The organism is Pseudomonas sp. P135 (assembly GCF_020312125.1).
GTDB lineage: Bacteria > Pseudomonadota > Gammaproteobacteria > Pseudomonadales > Pseudomonadaceae > Aquipseudomonas > Aquipseudomonas fragariae.
The window spans coordinates 416,622-433,577 of sequence record NZ_JAGPYR010000002.1 but is presented as its reverse complement, the minus strand read 5'-3'; the positions used below and the strand labels follow the sequence as shown (position 1 = coordinate 433,577).

The following is a 16,956-nucleotide window of genomic DNA, read 5'->3' as shown; positions in this document are numbered from 1 at the left end:
AGCCGGCGGCACTCGCGATGTAGAATCGAGCGCGGTGTCAGACAATCATCAGAAGACGTTCGCGCACAACCTCGACCAGCTTGTCGGGCTGGAATTTGGAAAGGAAGTTGTCACAGCCGACCTTCTTGACCATCGATTCGTTGAAGCTGCCGGACAACGAGGTATGCAGGACGATGTACAAACCGCGCAGGCGTGCATCGTTACGAATCTCGGTGGTCAGACGATAGCCGTCCATTTCCGGCATTTCCGCATCGGTGAACACCATCAGCAGCTTCTCATGCACGTTCTCGCCTGCATCCGCCCAGGCCTTGAGCATGTTCAGCGCCTTGAGGCCATCGCTGGCGACGTGCAGCTTGAGGCCCAACTGAGACAGCGTGTCGCGCAGCTGCGCCAGCGCGACCTTGGAGTCGTCGACCAGCAACACTTCGCGGCCACGGGCATTTTCCAGCACCGGGTCTTCAAGCTTCTCGCGGGACACCTTGGCGTTGTAAGGCACGATCTCGGCGAGTACTTTTTCAACGTCGATGATTTCTACCAGTTGATCATCGACCTTGCTGATCGCGGTCAGGTAATGCTGACGACCGGCGCTGACCGGCGGCGGCATGATGGCATCCCAGTTCATGTTGACGATGCGGTCGACGCCGCCAACCAGGAACGCCTGAACCGATCGGTTGTATTCGGTGACGATGATCGTGCTGCCTGGACCCGGCACCAGCGGACGCATGCCGATGGCCTGGGAGAGGTCGATGACCGGAAGGGTCTGGCCGCGCAGGTTGACCACGCCACACACAAACGAGTGACGTTGCGGCATGAGGGTCAGCTTGGGTAGCTGCAATACTTCCTGGACCTTGAACACGTTGATCGCAAACAACTGCCGACCGGCAAGGCGAAACATGAGGATTTCCAGGCGATTCTCGCCCACCAGTTGTGTGCGCTGATCTACTGTGTCGAGAATGCCTGCCATTATTAGCTCCTGAAGCGATGGTCGCGTTGATTCTGTTGAGCCTGTATCGGCTGAAATCAGCCGGACCTTAATGGCGATGAACGGCCACTCTCAAGCATTGATGTCATTTTAGCATCATGCTTTACTGGTGTCGCTTTCAAGACACGTAAATCCAGCCACAAACCAGCACCGGAAATGCCTCGGTGGCCCTTTGCGGCCAAAGCCGAATCAAAGACCTGCGAAAAGTCAATCAGGGATAACCTGATATGATCGACATCTAATTGCCACTATTGTGACGGCATTCTCACTAAATGAATGGCATCCGATTTGTGTCCGCGTCCCAATCCTTGCAATCGAGCGACGCTGGCAACATTCAGAAACGCCCTACATACTTTTGTTTGAAATCGACATTAACTGTCAGCCATTCGCCGCGGGCGGAAGTTCGCTATCCATGATCAGTGGAGACAAAGGATGCTGAGCCACAACGATTGGCAGCACAAGCACGACGAGTTCCTGAACCTGTCTCAGGCACTTTTGCACAAGTCGGAAGAATGTCTTTCGCATCTGGAGCTGATCCCCAACGATGAGGACGCTACCGGCTGCCTGCTGACAACCCTGCGCAAGCTGGCGCAGGAGGCAGAAGCCGTTCCTGTGCCGTGCATTGCCGATTTTTCCCGCCAGTTGTGTCAACTGTTGAAAACCGGCAGCCAGGCCAGCGAGCTTTCCCAGGAAGCCGTGCTGGCAGTCAAGAACTGCCTGACACTGATGTACTGGCAAGTCGAACTTCTCGATCCGCACACCGGCGAGTTGACGATGGACGACCACGAACAGCTCGAGCTGCTGGAAAAACTGGCCAGCGTCTCCGCGCAATCGGCCTCGCCGAAAGATGCGACCCGCCAATAACACTCGATAACGCCCGGCCGTTGAGCATCGCATCGCGATGTCATTGAGGCAGCGTTGTCACGTCAGCATTTTCCGTTCATTGTCTTCACTGCCGCTAACATCGTCTTCAAGCATGACCGGAGACTGCACACGCGCTTGAGCGGCCCCATTTGCACAAGAAATCACAATGACCTGCAATCTGTTACTGGTCGACGACCACTCCCTTATCAGAGCCGGCGTGCGAGCGCTGGTTGCAGACATGCCTGGATACACCATCCTGGGCGAAACGGCTGACGGCGCGCAGCTGGCGGGTCTTGCGCAGCAGCTCAAGCCCGACATCATCCTGTTCGACATCTGCATGAAAAGTGTCGACGGCCTGGATGCACTCGAGCAGCTGCTGAAGGTGCAACCGCACTGCAAGGTGTTGATCCTGTCGATGCAGAACGATCCGGACATGATCATGCGTGCGCTCGACATTGGCGCGCAGGGCTACCTGCTCAAGGACACTACGGCTGCGGAACTCGAACAGGCACTGGGGGCGCTGCGTGGCAACGAGCGCTACCTGAGCCCGGCCATTGCCCACACCGTCATCGAGCGCGCCCTGCGTGGCAAGCGATCCGACAGGGCCCGGTCGGCAAAGGAACGGTATCACCTGACCGCTCGGCAACTTGAAATCCTGCGCCTGATCGTGCGCGGCAAGTCCACACGCGAGATCGCCGATGGCCTGGGACTGAGCGTCAAGACCATCGAGACTCACCGCGCCCAGGTCATGAAGCGCCTGCAGATATTCGACGTGGCCGGATTGGTGCTGTTCTGCGTTCGCGAACGGATTATCAGTCTGGACGATTGAGCTTCGGTGCGCCGCCCAGTAACGGCGAGTCCGCTGGCAGGTGCACGTGAAGCGCGCCTGGCCGGGCCTCGAAACGCAGGTCCTCGCCCGACAGCGGCTCACCGTCCAGATTGATATCCAGACCCTGGGTGGACTTGAGTTCTACCCACGGCAAACGCGCACGAATGAACATATTATCGATACCCAGCCCGCCCTCCAGGAGGCTCCTCAGCGTGCCGACCACTTCCTGAGGCGCCGGCAGGATACTGATGTCGAGCAGACCATCATCGGCCAGTGCGGTCGGGCACAGCTCGTGTCCACCGCCCGCCTGCCGACCATTGCCGATACCCAGGGCGAGCAGATCGCCGCGCCAGTGGAAATCCGGTCCGGTGAGCTCGCCATGCGCCGAATGCAGCTCGCTGAATCGGGTCAGGCCGGTAAACAGATAGGCGGCACCCCCCAGCACCTTCTTGAGGTCCTCGGACGTGTTCGCCGTGACCTGGCTGCCAAACCCGCCGGTCGCCATGTTGAGGAACAGCTTGCCACCGACCTCACCCAGATCGACGGCACGCGGGGCCACGTCCATCAGTTGCAGGGCTTTGGAGACCTCCAGCGGCACGCCGGCCGCACGGGCAAAGTCGTTGGCAGTCCCCAGCGGCAGAATAGTCAGGCTGGCACTGGTTTCGGCCAGTGCCAGGGCTTCGGCGATATCGCGCAAGGTGCCGTCGCCACCACCTGCGACGATGTGCCGATGGCCGGCCGCCAGGGCTTCGCTGACCAGGCGCTGGGCATCGCCAGCTTCCCAGGTGAGTCGCACGTCCAGTTCCCAGCCCTGCTTGCGCTTGTCTGCCACAGCGTCACGCACGTCTTCATTGAGCGCCTGTTTACCGTGAAGAATGAGCATTGCCCTGCGTTGTGTCATGACACCTCCTCTGCCGAACCCTACCAATTGAAGCCTGCGAGCGATGCTCTTTGTATAATCGGCGCCCGCCTACATTTCGCACGACGCATGACTGTGACCCCGGGCAGTCGGAAAAAGCCCATCCATTTCGGAAAAATTTTTCACCCCCGCAACAGCTCGTCTGCCCCTGCCGGCACTGGGGAAAACCACGCAACGGGCTGTCAGGATCAACGCCTGCATCAAGGCTGAAGCACTTTTGTCCTGTCGCTATTCGTTTCATGAGCTTTACTGACAGCATTACCCTCACTTGAGGGAAATTTCCTTCACAAATGATTGAAAAGGCTTAAATAAAATCCGCTAAGGGACGACATATATAAAGTGATATCTACAAAAGACGATCCGGATTCCTCATACGCACGACGCGTAACTGGCTACGCTTGGACACTGTCCACGTAGAAACGCCTTCGGGTGTTGCAGGCAGACAATAGAAAGACGTCCAGGATCAGCAGAATTCAGATGCATACAGGGAGTAAGGGATTTCTATGAGGTTGCAACCCGTTGACAGTCTTTCGCTGACCCGCACCAGCCTGGTCGAATACTTTCTTTTTGGCATCCGCCTGGCTCACGGTATCGCCTGCATTTTGCCGGGCCTCCTGATCATGCTGCTGATCAAGGATGGCAGCCCGGAAACACAGAAGAGCTACATGGCCATGCTGCTGTTTTTCGGCTTTGTCGGGCTGCTGGTGTTTCAGGCCATGGGCGTCTATTCCGAAGCACTGTTCAGCAACGACCTGCGCATGGGCGCAATGGCGCTGGCCTGGACTGCCGCCTTCGGACTGTTGCTGTTCATGCAGCAGGCGATGGGCCTGTTCGGCTACCTTCCCCCCGAAGAACTGCTGATCTGGTACCTGACCAGCCTTGCGCTGTTCGGCATCATTCGCCTGCTGTTGCTGATGCTGTTCAAACATCAGATGCGCAAGGGCGTCTTCCTGCAGCATGCCGTGATCCTCGGCGCGACGGAAAACGGCCAGCGTCTGGCCGAATACCTGCTTGAACATCAGGACATTCGTTCGGGGGTGACCGGCTTTATCGACGACCGTATCGGGCGCATGCCAAAGACCGTCGCCAACCTGCCACTGCTGGGCAATACCAACGACCTGGAACGGCTGATCCGTGAAGAGAAAGTGACTCAGGTGCTGGTCGCCCTGCCCTGGACGGCAGAAAACCGCATGGACTACATCATCCGCGAATTGCGCAGGCTACCGGTCAATGTGTTGCTGGTGCCGGACATGATCGCCTTTCGACACACTCACAACCGCATCACCGAAGTCGCCCGACTGCCGATGTTCAATGCCTCGGACCTGCCGCTCAGTGGCTGGTCGCCGTTCATCAAACGCGCTGAAGACATCGTGCTGTCATCGCTGGCATTGCTGGCGCTGTCCCCCTTGATGCTGCTGGTCGCACTGGCGATCAAGCTCGATTCGCCAGGCCCGGTGTTTTTCCGTCAGAAGCGCTATGGGTACAACAATCGCCTGATCGAAGTGTTCAAGTTCCGCTCCATGCATCAGCACCAGGCCGATGCGACGGCCGAGCGGCAAACCACCCGCGGCGACGCCAGAATCACCCGGGTCGGACGCTTCATTCGCAAGACCAGCCTGGATGAACTGCCACAGCTGTTCAACGTGGTGGCGGGCAGCATGTCGATGGTCGGGCCGCGCCCGCATGCCACGGCGACCAAGGCTGCCGGGATTCTGTTCGAGCAGGCAGTGAAGGAATACACCTCGCGGCATCGCGTCAAACCAGGCATTACCGGGCTGGCGCAGATCAACGGCTATCGGGGTGAAACCGACACCGTTGAAAAAATCGAAAAACGCGTCGAGTTCGACCTTGAGTACATAGAAAACTGGTCCGTCTGGTTCGACCTCTACATCCTTATGCGCACTGTGCCTGCAGTGCTATTCACCCGTGAGGCTTACTGATGAGCACGCTCATTCCCTGCATCATTGCCGGCGGCTCCGGCACACGCCTGTGGCCGGTTTCGCGTGAAGCCATGCCCAAGCCGTTCATGCGCCTGCCAGACGGCCAGAGCCTGCTGCAGAAGACCTTTCTGCGTGCAGTCGGCCTGCCAGGCGTCGAGCGTCTGCTGACGGTGACCAACCGGGAAGTGTATTTCCGCACGGTGGACGACTACCGCCAGTTGAACAAGGGCAATGCACGCCTGGATTTCATCCTTGAGCCTTTCGGCCGTAATACGGCAGCTGCGGTTGCCGCTGCGGCACTGCATGTCAGCCAGCTGTATGGCGACGAGGCGCAACTGCTGGTGTTGCCTGCCGATCACCTGATTACCGACGTGGCGGAATTCTCCCGAGCAGTGACAGCTGCACAGAAGCTGGCCGCAGAGGGCTGGCTGGTGACGTTCGGCATCCTGCCGACCGCGCCGGAAACCGGTTTTGGCTACATCGAGAAAGGCCCGGTACTCAATGCCGACGCCTGTCAGGTCGCCCGTTTTGTCGAAAAACCGGACGCGATCACTGCCCAGGGCTATCTGGACAGTGGTCAGCATTTCTGGAATGCCGGCATGTTCTGCATGCGCGCCGACGCCGTGCTGCGCGAGTTGCGCACGCATGCGCCGGACGTCCTGAGCGCCGTCAGCGCGTGCCTGGAATCGAGCCCGCGCAAGGAAGGCAACCGTGAGCTGCAGGTCGAGCTGGACAGTGAGTCGTTTGCCCTGACACCGGACATTTCCATCGACTACGCGCTGATGGAACGCTCCGACAAAGTCGCCGTGGTGCCTTGCCAGCTTGGCTGGAGTGATATCGGCTCATGGCAGGCGGTGCGTGAACTGTCTCCGGTCGATGCTCAAGGCAACTACTGCAATGGCGAAACCGTGCTGCACGACGTCAGCAATTGCTACATCGATTCCCCCAAGCGTCTGGTGGGCGCGATCGGCCTCGACAATCTGATCATCATCGACACCCCCGACGCCTTGCTGATCGCCGACGGCGGCCGCAGTCAGGACGTCAAGATCATCGCTCAGGAGCTCAAGCGTCAGGGCCATGATGCCTATCGCCTGCACCGCACCGTTACACGCCCCTGGGGCACCTACACCGTCCTCGAAGAAGGCAAGCGTTTCAAGATCAAGCGCATCGTGGTTCGCCCGCAGGCGTCACTGTCGTTGCAGATGCACCATCACCGCAGCGAACACTGGATCGTGGTCAGCGGCATGGCCCGCGTCACCAACGGCGAGCGCGAGTTCATGCTGGATACCAATGAATCGACCTTCATCAAACCGGGCCACACACACCGTCTGGTCAACCCCGGCGTCATCGATCTGGTGATGATCGAGGTGCAAAGCGGCGAGTACCTGGGCGAAGACGACATCGTGCGTTTTACCGACATTTATGGACGTGTACCCGACAAGGCCATGAAGAGCTGATCGGCGCAGCAACACGCGCCGCTTGATTCAAGCGGCACGCAATCGACAGCACCCGGAACAGGCATGACCCGCCAACATGAATTTATTACCCGCGAGGGAGCCGTATTTGTGCATGACAGGAGTTCAGGAACAATGAAAAGCATGATGCTGATCGCCAGCTTATTGCTGTTGAGTGCGTGCAATACCCCTTCCAGGGTGGGCCTGCCCGATGACCGTGCGCAAATCGAGGCCGGCCAGGCTGCGGGCCGCGCACTGGCTGGCAAGCCACTGCCGCCGGAGCGAATCCGCCCCGGTGACACGCTGCGCATCGTGCGCAACAGTGGCGAGGCGCCGTCGATTTCAGCGTTTACCGCCAACTCCATCTATGAACTGACCCTGTTTCAGGTACTCAACGACGGCACCTTTTCCTACCCTTATATCGGCACCGTCAAGGCTGCGGGCCTGACCCTTCAACAGTTGAACGACCTGCTGGAAAGCAAACTGCAGAGCGTCTACCGCGAGACCGCGCTGACCATCAACATTTCCCAGTCACCGGGTAACACGGTGTTTGTCGGCGGCGCAGTACGCAACTCGGTCACCTTGCCGGTCAACGTCGCCACCAACCTCGACCAGGCCATCGTCGGCGCGGGCGGCGTGGCGCTCGATGCCGATGCCGGTCAGGTCGCGCTGCTGCGTCAGGAAGAAAACGGGCTCTACAAGACCTACTTCTTCGATTACAGCAAATTCCTCTGGGCAGGCGGCGCCGGTGGCCCTACCGCCCCGGTCCTGTTGAAACGCGGCGATATCGTGTTCGTTCCCAAATCATCGGTCGGCAACAAGGTTGACGGCGTATCCCTGTATTTCAACCAGTTGATCCCCTTCGCGAAGTCGATCGGCCTGGGCCTGAACTACGAGCTGCGCAACAACAATTAATTGTCAGGGAAACAGACATGATCAACATCCGCTCATTCCGCGACTTGCTGCGCCTGCTGTTCATCTTCCTGCGCGAAGTCAGGATTACCGTGCTGGCGACGTTCGTCATCATTCTTCTGGGCGCGTTTCTGCTCCCTAACCGCTATGAGTCCACCGCCCTGTTGCTGGTCAAGCCAGGCCGCGACAGCAGCACTGTGCCAATCGAGTTGTCCGACCGACAGGCCATCGTGATACCGAGCGGCCTGCGCGATCCGCTGCTCGACGAGGAGCGCATGCTCAGCGGGCGGCCGATCATGCGTGCGGTGTCCGAGAAATACCTCGCCGAGCTGTCCATGGTGCCGCCTGAAACCGGCGTTCTGGCCTCGGTAAAGAACGGCATCAAGACCGTCGTCGGAGCGCTGGTCAACGGCGTGCGCAGCGTTCTGCAATTCATCGGGCTGGTGGAACACCGCTCCCAGGCCGAACGTCTGGCCGAGGATCTGGAGAAAAACTTCAAGGTCAGCCATGAGCCTGGCTCATCAGTGATGGAGCTGAGGTTTACCTGGAGCGACCCGGAAGTCGCGCAGACCGTGCTCAGGACCTGGATCACCGAGTACCAGACGCAGCGCACCAAGACACTGGGCCGGGTCAGCCTGTACGCGTTCTACGAAGCGGAAGTTAAGACGACCGGTGCGAACATCATCGAGTACAAGAAGCAGATCCAGAACTACCTGAACCAGTTGAGCGCGGTAAGTATTTCCCAGCGTCTGGCCGACACCTCGCAGGCGCTCAACGATCTGCGCACCGAGCGCAACAACACCACCCGCTCGATTGCCTCGACCAAGGCAGGTCTGGACCTGCTGAAGAAACAACTGGCAGAGCAGCCAAAGACCGTCTCGGCAGGCCGCGAACTGGCCCTCAACCCCAACCGCCAGGACTTGCAGAACCGCATCAACGGCAAGGAAGTGGAGCGTCAGGAAATGCTTCGCTCATTCAAGGACGAGGCGCCGCCGATTCGTGCGATCAACGCGGAAGTCAGTAACCTCAAAAAGCTGCTCAAGGAACAGGACGCCACCGTACAGCGTTCCGAAAGCATCACGCCCAACCCGATCTACAACCGCATGCAGAACGTGTACGCCGACCAGCAGACCAGCTACGCGCGCCTGCAAACCCAGTTCATCCAGCAGAACGAGCAAATCGCGCAACTGGAACGCGACCGCCAGCAGGCACTGAATCTGGAGCCGGAACTGTCACGCCTGCAGAACGAGCTGGATGCGGCAGAAAAAAGCTATGCACTGTACAAAAACAGCCTTGAAAAATCGCGTATCGACCGTGAACTGGACAACAGCCAGATCAGTAATATCGCGACCATCGAGGAGGCGACCTTCAACCCCAGCCGGGTATTCCCGAAAAGCCTGATGATGCTGTTTCTGGCGTTCCCGCTGAGCGTCGTGGTCGGTGCCGTGGCACTGTACTTCTTCTACCTGCTGGACCAGCGCATTCATGACGGCGACAAGATCGAAAGCAGCTTCGGTGTTCCGGTCTGGACCAGCCTCCCCGACCTGGAACGTGCCCAGGAACGCAGTGCAGCCCTCACCTCGAACCTGCATCGGGTGTACGGCATTCTGCCGCTGGACCAGGTAGAAGAGCGCGGGCTTACCATCGGTTTTACTTCGGTCAAGTACGGGGCCGGCGTGTCGTTCGTGATCGCGCGCTTGAGCGCGCTGCTGATCGAACAGGGCCATCGGGTACGCACCGAAGGCCGCAGTCCGGCCATTCCGGGCGAAATTGTGCTGATCAACGCTTCGGCGCTGTCGGCGAACCAGGATGCCTTCGTGCTGTTGCGCAAGGCTGACCTGATCGTGCTGGTGGTTCGCGCCCAGGACACCACGGTGCCGATGCTGGAAGACACGCTGAACAACCTCAACACCGCGTTCAAGAAAGTCGACGGCATCATCATCAACCGTCGTCGCTTCGAAGTGCCTGAAAAGGTCCTGAGTTTTCTCAAGCGGATCGGGAGCCGAGGCTGATGCGAATAGCGTTGCTTGCGCCGCTGCCACCCGAACAGAACGGCATCGCCGATTACGCCGGACATCTGCGGCATGCGCTTGAAGGCCTGGGTCTGCAGATCAGTACACCGCTGCAAGGCGTCGGCAACGATCCACGCGCTGCAGAACAGCGCGTGGCTAAAACGGACTGGAGCGGCATCGATCTGGTCCACGCCGAACTGGGCGGTGGGCGACTGGCGGAGTTTCAAGCGCTGCGCGCACTGCGTCGGCGCTTCCCGAGGCTGCCATTGACCGCGACCGTGCACGATCCCGAGCGGCTGGTCTGGCGGCGCGAGAAACTGCCCTGGCCGTTGTCGGTGGTCAGCGGCATGCGCTCGCCGCTGCCGGAGATCGCCACGGTACTGGCCGATCCGCTGTGCCTGCATGAAGAACGGCAACTGGCGCGGCACATGACCCGTCTGGTGACCCTGACCCAGGCGGGCAGCCAGAGCCTGCGCCAGCGCATGGGTCTGACAGCGGCGCAGATGGCCGTCATCAATCACGGCAACCTGGACATCGCCCCCGCGCCGTTGCCGCCATTGAACCCTCTGCGCCTGCTGTATTTCGGCTTCATTTATCGCGGCAAGGGTATCGAAGACCTGCTCGATGCGCTGTCCAGCGTATTCATTGCTCAGCCTGCACTGCGCTCGAGCGTGCGCCTGACCCTGGCCGGCGGCAGCGAGCCGGAAATGGCCTTCGGCCCATCCGGCAGTTATCTGGAACAACTGCGACTGCGCATCCGCCAACTGGGCCTTGTCGACCTGATCGACTGGCAACTGGACCTGCCTGCCGAGCAGATCCCGCAGGTGATCCAGGCCCACCACGTCATGGTTCTGCCCTATCGCGAATCGAGCAAACTGAAGATTCTCGGCAAGCTGCGCGGCACCAGTGGCGCGCTGTCGTGGGCGGTGGCCTGTGGCAGAGGCGTAATCACTTCGGATGCACGCTCGTTTGCCGAAGAGGTCTCGCATGGCAACGGCACGATCTACCCGCAAGGCGATGTCGAGGGGCTGGCACGAGCCCTGGCGCGTGCCTGCGCAACACCGGATCTGGTCAGGCTATGGGCCGACAACGCCGCGCAGATGGGCAAGGCCAGGGTCTGGAGCCATACCGCAGAACATTTTCAGGATGTATTTCGCCAGGCCTGCCAGGAGAAGTGACATGCAGCGTCCATCCAGATTCGGGCAACTCGTCACCCGCATACTGCTCGGCGCAACGCTGAGCTGTGCCGCGCAGGCGTCAACGGTCCTCAAGGCTCCGCGTGAAGTGGTCTGGGCGGACTTTCTGGGCGTCAACGTACAGTTTCAGTATTTTGCTCCGGACATCTATCAGCAGCAGATGAGCCGTCTGGACGAACTGGGCCTGAACTGGGTAAGACTGACCATTCACTGGCCAGTGATCGAGCCGCAAAAGGATCGCTACGCCCTGACCGAACTGGACGCCGCCATGACTGCGATCAAGGCGCACAATTACAACACTGTCGCGTACCTGGTCGGGTCGGCGCCTTTCGCCAGCAGCGCGCCGGCCGACGCAAAGGGCCGCGATCAATATCCGCCGACGGATTTCAACGTGTTTGCCGCACGCATGACGGCCCTGGCCCAGCGCTATCCGCAAGTGAACAACTGGCAGATCTGGAACGAGCCGAACATCGTCTGGCTGCCCAAAGAGGATCCGGCTGCCTATGGCCGCTTGTTGACCACCACTGCCAACGCGATTCGCGCCGCCCTGCCGGACAAGACGATCGTTACCGCTGGCATGGCTTATTACAGTCAGATGCACAGCACCTCCGGCTACATGCTGCAGACCCTGCTCGATAACGGCCTTGGCCAGCAGAATATCGTCGCGGCCTATCACCCCTATTCCGAGTACCCGGAAGGCGATTCCACACCGGATCGCGATTTTCTGGTGCGCGCCAATGCCATGAACCAGTTGTTGCACAGCAATGGCGTCAAGCAGGTGTGGGCCACTGAATGGGGCTGGTCGAGCTATGCAGGCCCGGTGGAGATGCAGCACCTGATTGGCACCTCCGGCCAGGCTGATTACACCCTGCGACGTCTGGCGCTGATGAGCGCCATGGATTTCCAGCGCATCTTCCTGTTCAACCTCAGCGATCTGGACGAGCGCGCCTCGGCCCGCGATCAGGGCTACGGACTGCTTGACCTGCAAGCCAGTCCCAAACCGGTCTATACCGCGCTGCAGAACTTTCTGAAAATCACCGGCCCGCGCCTGCAACCTGCCGAACCGCCAGCCGTGAGCAGCGTACCGGACGACCTGTATGCCGTTCCGTGGACGCGTGCAGACGGCACGCATTTGCTGATGTTCTGGAGTGCGGCGGGCACGTCATTGAATTTCCCGGCGATCACCGACGCGGTGGTTCACGACCCCTTGACCGGTAGCCGTACCCCGCTGTCCGGCAGCCAGGGCGTCACCCTGCTGCTGAAGCCGACTCTGCAAATTCTGGAATGGAAGCCCTGAGCCATGCGAATCCTGTGGACACTCCCCTACCTGCCCTGGCCCACCACCAGTGGTGGCAAGACCCGGGAATACCATTTGTTGCGCAACCTGGCTGGGCGCGGTCATCGCATCACGCTGCTGGTGCAGTCCAAGAACCCGCTGGACGACGACGCGCGCGCGGCAATGGAGCCTTGGCTGGAACGCCTGATCGTGATCGAACGCCGCCCGCTGCTCAGCCTGCGTACGCTGCTGGCTGTGGCCTTTGCAGCGCCACCGATGCTGGCCAGCGTGAACGGCTACGCGCCACAACTGGAAAAAGCCTTCGAGCAGTTGCTGAAGGAGGACTGGGACATTATCCAGTTGCAGCACACTTATGCCTTTCAGCCCTTCGAGCGCGCGCTCAAGCGCTCTGGCAAGCCCTTTGTGCTGACCGAGCACAATGTCGAATCGGACCTGGGTGCCGCCAGCTACGACCGTCTGCCGCGCTGGGCCAATGCCTTCGCGGTCTATGACCGCTGGCGCTACCGGCGCTGGGAAACCCGCGTGTTTCGCCAGACCGGCGAGTTGATCGCGGTCACCGAGGACGATGCCAAGGTACTTTCGCGCCTGAGCGGCAGGGCCACGTCCTATGTCGTCAACAGTGTCGACTGCGATTACTACGCCAGCGTCCATGCGGACCGTCACAGCCATCGCCTGCTGTTCATCGGCAACTATGAATATGGCCCCAATGTCGACGCCATCGAATGGGCGCTGGACGAGATCATGCCGCAGGTCTGGGCTCAGGCACCCCATGTACGGTTTGCGATCGGCGGCTTCGGTATGCCTCAGACCTGGCGCGAGCGCTGGCCTGACCCACGCATTGAATGGCTGGGTTTCGTACCTGACCTGCGTGCCTTGCAGGCCACTGCCTCGATGTTCTTCGCGCCCCTGCGCCAGGGTGGCGGCTCCAAGCTCAAGACGCTGGAAGCCATGGCTGCCGGCCTGCCGGTGGTGACCACCGCGCAGGGGGTTTCCGGGCTGACGGTGCGGCATGGCGAACATTACCTGGGCAGCGAGGATGCCTCCGGGCTGGCGACGCTGATCGCTGAATACACTGACAAACCGCTGCAGCTCGAGCAGATTGGCGAAGCCGGCCGCGTTTATGTTCGCGCGCGGCACGACTGGTCTGTTTCGGCCGCTCAGCTGGAAGTGATCTACACCCGCTTTTCGTTCTCCAAGCAAGGATTGCGCTCATGCGTATAGGACTCGACTACCGCGCGGCAGCCGGTTACCCCATCAGCGGCATCGGACGCCAGAACCTGGCACTGGAACAGGCGTTTCGTGAACATCCGGATGTGCAATTGCAGCTGTTCGGCGTGGCCCCCTACGATCATCCGGTACGCCGCGTAATGCATGCCCCGCGCTGGGCCGCCCCCTTGAATTCGGTGCATCGGCTGCCGGATCGCCTGCGCTTCGAAGGCCAGTTCCTGCCTGCAGCATTGCGCGACGCCGGTATCCAGATCTACGTGGCCAATATCAACATGGGCCTGCCGCTGGGGCGCAAACCGGCCGATATACGCTACGTATTGCAACTGCACGATCTGTTTCAGCTCACGCAGCACAACAGTCACGGTTCGCGACTCAAAGCCAGGATCTACCGGATGACCGACTACCTGTCGATTGCCTGGTCGCTGAAGGTTGCCGACCAGATCTGGGTGCCTTCGCAATTCACGGCAAACGAAGCTGCTCGTATGTTCCCCAGGATCAAGGCCAAGCTGCGCGTCATACCGCTGCTGGTGGAGGCGTTCAAGGGTGAGCCGGCCGACATCGCGCAACTGCACCTGCCGCTGCGTTACTGGCTGTGCGTGGGCACGCGGGAACCGCGCAAGAACATCAAATGGTTCGTGGATGCCTGGCAGACCGCGCGCATGCAATTCGTCGATACCCCGGAACTGGTACTGGTGGGTGGCGACGATCCGCTGACCGAGGCCCAGCGCCAGTTACCGGGTCTGCATGTGCTCAGCGGCCTGAGCGACGCCGAACTGCATGCGCTCTACAAGAATGCCGAACGGCTCTGGCAACCCTCCACAAGCGAAGGCTTCGGGCTGCCGGTGATTGAAGCGCTGAATAGCGGCACACCGGTTGCGGTGGCCACGGGCTCGTCGCTGGATGAAGTCGCCCCGCCCGACAGCCCGCGCTTTTCACCGCTCGATAGCGGCAATCTGATCAGGTTGATGGGCACCCTGTCGCAGGCCCCCGAAGAAGATCCGGCAATTGCCACAGAATGGACGCAGCGCTATCAGTTGAAAGCCTTTTGCGAGCGCGTGCACGCGGCGCTGGAGGAATTGCGCTGATGCCACTGGCCTTGCCTCTGGGGCTGTTGTTCAGCCTGCTATTCGGCGTGATGATCTGGATGCTGCCCGCGCCTTTGGTGGTGGCGGCAGCGATCGGTATCGTGGCGGTTGCCACGATCATGCGTCGGCCGGTACGCGGGCTGCTGCTGTTCTGCCTGATCGGAACCTTCCTGCCCTACTCGACGGTTCAAATCGGCATTCGTACCACGGTGTCCGAAGCGCTGATCATGCTGACCTGGGCCAGCTACCTGCTGCATGGAGTCTTCCAGGAACGCCAGCGTTTGCCCAGCATGCTGCGCCCCGAACGGCTGCTGGTGGCATTGATGCTGTTCAGTGCGTTCCCGTTTCTGGTCGGCCAGTTAACCGTCGTCGCCGAGGGCAACGGCCCGATCAACTGGATACGCTGGCTGTTCAACCTGTCGATCCTGTTTCTGGTGCCGCGCCTGCTGACCGACCTCAAGACGCTGGAAGACGCGGTCAGTGCGCTGCTCGGCGGGACGCTGCTGCTGCTGGTGCTGTCGATTGCGGTCTACGTCACCAAAGGCTCGGCTACGGCAATCATCCCAATCCTCGGCAGCTTGGGCTACAGCGGTGCCGACGTATTGAGCCAGAGCCTGCTTTCGCTCGCCAGTCGCATGGGCTCACCGTGGATGCACCCCAACGTGGCGGGGGGGGCGCTGGCGATGCTGCTGCCGCTGGCCTTCTGCTTCGGCATGACGCGCAGCGGCGCGGCTCGCAAGCTGGGCCTGACGGTGGCCGCACTGGGCGCGGTCGGCCTGTTGCTGACCGGCTCACGCGGTGCACTGTTGAGCCTGATCGCGATGATGCTGCTGATGGCACGGCGACGCATTCCGCACTTGGGGCGGTTGCTGATGGGCGGATTGGTGGCCGGGATTCTTCTGCTGATGTTCTACCCGCCTCTGCAAGACCGCCTGATGGGGCTGTTTAGCGATGACGACGCCAGCACCGCGATTCGCTTTCTGGAATACAGCCATTTCCCCGATGCAGTTGCCACGTTCCCGTTCGGCATCGGTTTCAAGACCGACCCACCGGTACTGGGCTATACAGAGTTCGGCATTTCCAACCTGTGGCTGAACTACATTTACAAGATTGGCATACCCGGCATGCTGCTGTTCATCGCCATCACCGTCAGTTGGTGGAAGGAAGTGCGCCCCGGAAGCGGGCGGGTCGTGCTGACTCGCGAAAACGCCATTGCGCTGGGCTGTACGACCGGTGTGCTGGCTGCGCTGTTCAGCGGTCTGTTCGACCATTACTTCAGTTTCACCAGTGTGCTGGTCGCATTGTTCTGGCTATTGGTCGGCATCAGCCTGCACGAAACCAGACGCCTGCGCGCCAGGACCGACACCCCATCCAGACACCTTGACGCCTCACCCGAGCCGGGAGCCTCCTCATGAAACACCGCATGATGCATTCTCATAATCTCAGAGAGGCACTGCCCGATTACGCGCGCAAGATGGCGGTGCCGCTCGACGAGCTGGAAGCCGCCTACCAGTGGATGCTGGACAACGAAGTGTGCTTTGAAACACGTATCAAGGATCGCACCCTGTCGTTCATCTGCTACCTCAATATCGAGCCCAGAATCGAACACCCGCTGGCGCGACGCTTCTACAAGCTGCTGGCCATCGAAACCAAAGGCGCGCTTATCCCGCTGTACGGGATCAACTGGCCGACCCTGCGCGACCGCATGTTGCGGACCTGGGAGCAGGCTTACAACATCCTGATCTGCAAGATCCCCAGCCACACCCTGCGCCTGCTGTGGTTGCGCATCGGCGGCGCGAAGATCGGCAAGGGCTCGACGGTCTGGCGCAACACCGAGGTGCTCGGCGTCGACAGCCTGCGCATCGGAAATGACAGCACGGTGGGCTGGCATTGCCAGCTTGACGCGCGCGGCGGGCTGGTGATCGGCGATCACGTCACCATCGCTTCGCATGTGCTGATCATCGCTGGCGGCCACGATCTCAACGAACCCGAATTCTGGGCAGTAGGCGGGCCGGTGTTCATCGGCGACTATGCATGGATCTGCAGCCGCGCGCTGCTTTCGTTCGGGGCAGACATCGGCGAAGGTGCAGTGGTGGGCGGTAACAGCGTGGTCTCCAAACCGGTTCCGCCCTATGCCATCGTCAGTGGCCCGAATGCGGAAATCAAGGGCGAGCGTGCTCGTGGCCTCAACTACAAGGTGGGCGGCAAAGGCCTGTTCACCTTGTTTCACTGATCAGAA

At 60.4% G+C, this 16,956-nt stretch carries 14 protein-coding genes; 12 read left to right on the top strand and 2 right to left on the bottom strand.

Going from position 1 to position 16,956, the window contains the following annotated elements; genetic code table 11:
- Nucleotides 1–37 precede the first annotated feature (37 nt).
- On the bottom strand, nt 38–964 hold the full coding sequence (locus tag KBY08_RS04465) for a chemotaxis protein CheV (RefSeq protein ID WP_003315817.1): 927 nt from the start codon (nt 962–964) through the stop codon (nt 38–40).
- A gap of 450 nt (nt 965–1,414) precedes the next feature.
- On the opposite strand from KBY08_RS04465, the gene KBY08_RS04460 reads away from it, so the two are divergent.
- Both KBY08_RS04460 and KBY08_RS04455 read left to right on the top strand, forming a co-directional pair.
- Complete coding sequence (locus tag KBY08_RS04460; RefSeq protein WP_003403718.1) at nt 1,415–1,846, top strand: hypothetical protein; 432 nt, start codon at nt 1,415–1,417, stop codon at nt 1,844–1,846.
- Nucleotides 1,847–2,012: 166 nt separating this feature from the next.
- Nucleotides 2,013–2,675, top strand: a complete 663-nt coding sequence (locus tag KBY08_RS04455) for a response regulator (protein ID WP_003403720.1) — start codon at nt 2,013–2,015, stop codon at nt 2,673–2,675.
- Here the strand turns inward: KBY08_RS04455 and yegS are convergent.
- Nucleotides 2,659–3,576, bottom strand: a complete 918-nt coding sequence (gene yegS / locus KBY08_RS04450) for a lipid kinase YegS (RefSeq protein WP_011268343.1) — start codon at nt 3,574–3,576, stop codon at nt 2,659–2,661. The two genes, KBY08_RS04455 and yegS, sit on opposite strands and share 17 nt — an antisense overlap.
- Nucleotides 3,577–4,097: 521 nt before the next feature.
- On the opposite strand from yegS, the gene KBY08_RS04445 reads away from it, so the two are divergent.
- The 10 genes from KBY08_RS04445 (at nt 4,098) to KBY08_RS04400 (ending at nt 16,950) form a co-directional block, all read left to right on the top strand.
- The gene (locus KBY08_RS04445; protein WP_024641794.1) at nt 4,098–5,534 is read left to right on the top strand and encodes an undecaprenyl-phosphate glucose phosphotransferase; all 1,437 of its coding nucleotides are present in this window, start codon (nt 4,098–4,100) and stop codon (nt 5,532–5,534) included.
- On the top strand, nt 5,534–6,991 hold the full coding sequence (locus KBY08_RS04440; protein WP_024661215.1) for a mannose-1-phosphate guanylyltransferase/mannose-6-phosphate isomerase: 1,458 nt from the start codon (nt 5,534–5,536) through the stop codon (nt 6,989–6,991). The genes KBY08_RS04445 and KBY08_RS04440 overlap by 1 nt, the downstream gene beginning before the upstream one ends.
- A gap of 132 nt (nt 6,992–7,123) precedes the next feature.
- Nucleotides 7,124–7,903: a polysaccharide biosynthesis/export family protein gene (locus tag KBY08_RS04435; protein ID WP_003403729.1), complete on the top strand. Its 780-nt coding sequence runs from the start codon at nt 7,124–7,126 to the stop codon at nt 7,901–7,903.
- A gap of 17 nt (nt 7,904–7,920) precedes the next feature.
- On the top strand, nt 7,921–9,912 hold the full coding sequence (locus KBY08_RS04430; protein WP_003403730.1) for a GumC family protein: 1,992 nt from the start codon (nt 7,921–7,923) through the stop codon (nt 9,910–9,912).
- Nucleotides 9,912–11,090, top strand: a complete 1,179-nt coding sequence (locus KBY08_RS04425; RefSeq protein WP_024661216.1) for a glycosyltransferase — start codon at nt 9,912–9,914, stop codon at nt 11,088–11,090. The genes KBY08_RS04430 and KBY08_RS04425 overlap by 1 nt, the downstream gene beginning before the upstream one ends.
- A gap of 1 nt (nt 11,091) precedes the next feature.
- Complete coding sequence (locus KBY08_RS04420) at nt 11,092–12,405, top strand: cellulase family glycosylhydrolase (protein WP_011268347.1); 1,314 nt, start codon at nt 11,092–11,094, stop codon at nt 12,403–12,405.
- Nucleotides 12,406–12,408: 3 nt separating this feature from the next.
- Nucleotides 12,409–13,626: a glycosyltransferase family 4 protein gene (locus tag KBY08_RS04415; RefSeq protein ID WP_058398471.1), complete on the top strand. Its 1,218-nt coding sequence runs from the start codon at nt 12,409–12,411 to the stop codon at nt 13,624–13,626.
- Nucleotides 13,617–14,717, top strand: coding sequence for a glycosyltransferase family 4 protein (locus tag KBY08_RS04410; RefSeq protein WP_024661218.1), 1,101 nt, complete (start codon nt 13,617–13,619; stop codon nt 14,715–14,717). The genes KBY08_RS04415 and KBY08_RS04410 overlap by 10 nt, the downstream gene beginning before the upstream one ends.
- A complete protein-coding gene (locus KBY08_RS04405) occupies nt 14,717–16,132 on the top strand; it encodes an O-antigen ligase family protein (RefSeq protein WP_024661219.1) in 1,416 nt (471 codons plus the stop codon). Before KBY08_RS04410 ends, KBY08_RS04405 begins: the two co-directional genes overlap by 1 nt.
- Entirely contained in the window at nt 16,129–16,950 is an 822-nt protein-coding gene (locus KBY08_RS04400) for an acyltransferase (protein WP_011268350.1), read from the top strand. The genes KBY08_RS04405 and KBY08_RS04400 overlap by 4 nt, the downstream gene beginning before the upstream one ends.
- Nucleotides 16,951–16,956 lie beyond the last annotated feature (6 nt).

Bases quoted from the DNA above. Each gene is read 5' to 3' on its own strand.
- KBY08_RS04465 (WP_003315817.1), bottom strand. From the start codon at position 964: ATGGCAGGCATTCTCGACACAGTAGATCAGCGCACACAACTGGTGGGC.
- KBY08_RS04460 (WP_003403718.1), top strand. From the start codon at position 1,415: ATGCTGAGCCACAACGATTGGCAGCACAAGCACGACGAGTTCCTGAAC.
- KBY08_RS04455 (WP_003403720.1), top strand. From the start codon at position 2,013: ATGACCTGCAATCTGTTACTGGTCGACGACCACTCCCTTATCAGAGCC.
- yegS (WP_011268343.1), bottom strand. From the start codon at position 3,576: ATGACACAACGCAGGGCAATGCTCATTCTTCACGGTAAACAGGCGCTC.
- KBY08_RS04445 (WP_024641794.1), top strand. From the start codon at position 4,098: ATGAGGTTGCAACCCGTTGACAGTCTTTCGCTGACCCGCACCAGCCTG.
- KBY08_RS04440 (WP_024661215.1), top strand. From the start codon at position 5,534: ATGAGCACGCTCATTCCCTGCATCATTGCCGGCGGCTCCGGCACACGC.
- KBY08_RS04435 (WP_003403729.1), top strand. From the start codon at position 7,124: ATGAAAAGCATGATGCTGATCGCCAGCTTATTGCTGTTGAGTGCGTGC.
- KBY08_RS04430 (WP_003403730.1), top strand. From the start codon at position 7,921: ATGATCAACATCCGCTCATTCCGCGACTTGCTGCGCCTGCTGTTCATC.
- KBY08_RS04425 (WP_024661216.1), top strand. From the start codon at position 9,912: ATGCGAATAGCGTTGCTTGCGCCGCTGCCACCCGAACAGAACGGCATC.
- KBY08_RS04420 (WP_011268347.1), top strand. From the start codon at position 11,092: ATGCAGCGTCCATCCAGATTCGGGCAACTCGTCACCCGCATACTGCTC.
- KBY08_RS04415 (WP_058398471.1), top strand. From the start codon at position 12,409: ATGCGAATCCTGTGGACACTCCCCTACCTGCCCTGGCCCACCACCAGT.
- KBY08_RS04410 (WP_024661218.1), top strand. From the start codon at position 13,617: ATGCGTATAGGACTCGACTACCGCGCGGCAGCCGGTTACCCCATCAGC.
- KBY08_RS04405 (WP_024661219.1), top strand. From the start codon at position 14,717: ATGCCACTGGCCTTGCCTCTGGGGCTGTTGTTCAGCCTGCTATTCGGC.
- KBY08_RS04400 (WP_011268350.1), top strand. From the start codon at position 16,129: ATGAAACACCGCATGATGCATTCTCATAATCTCAGAGAGGCACTGCCC.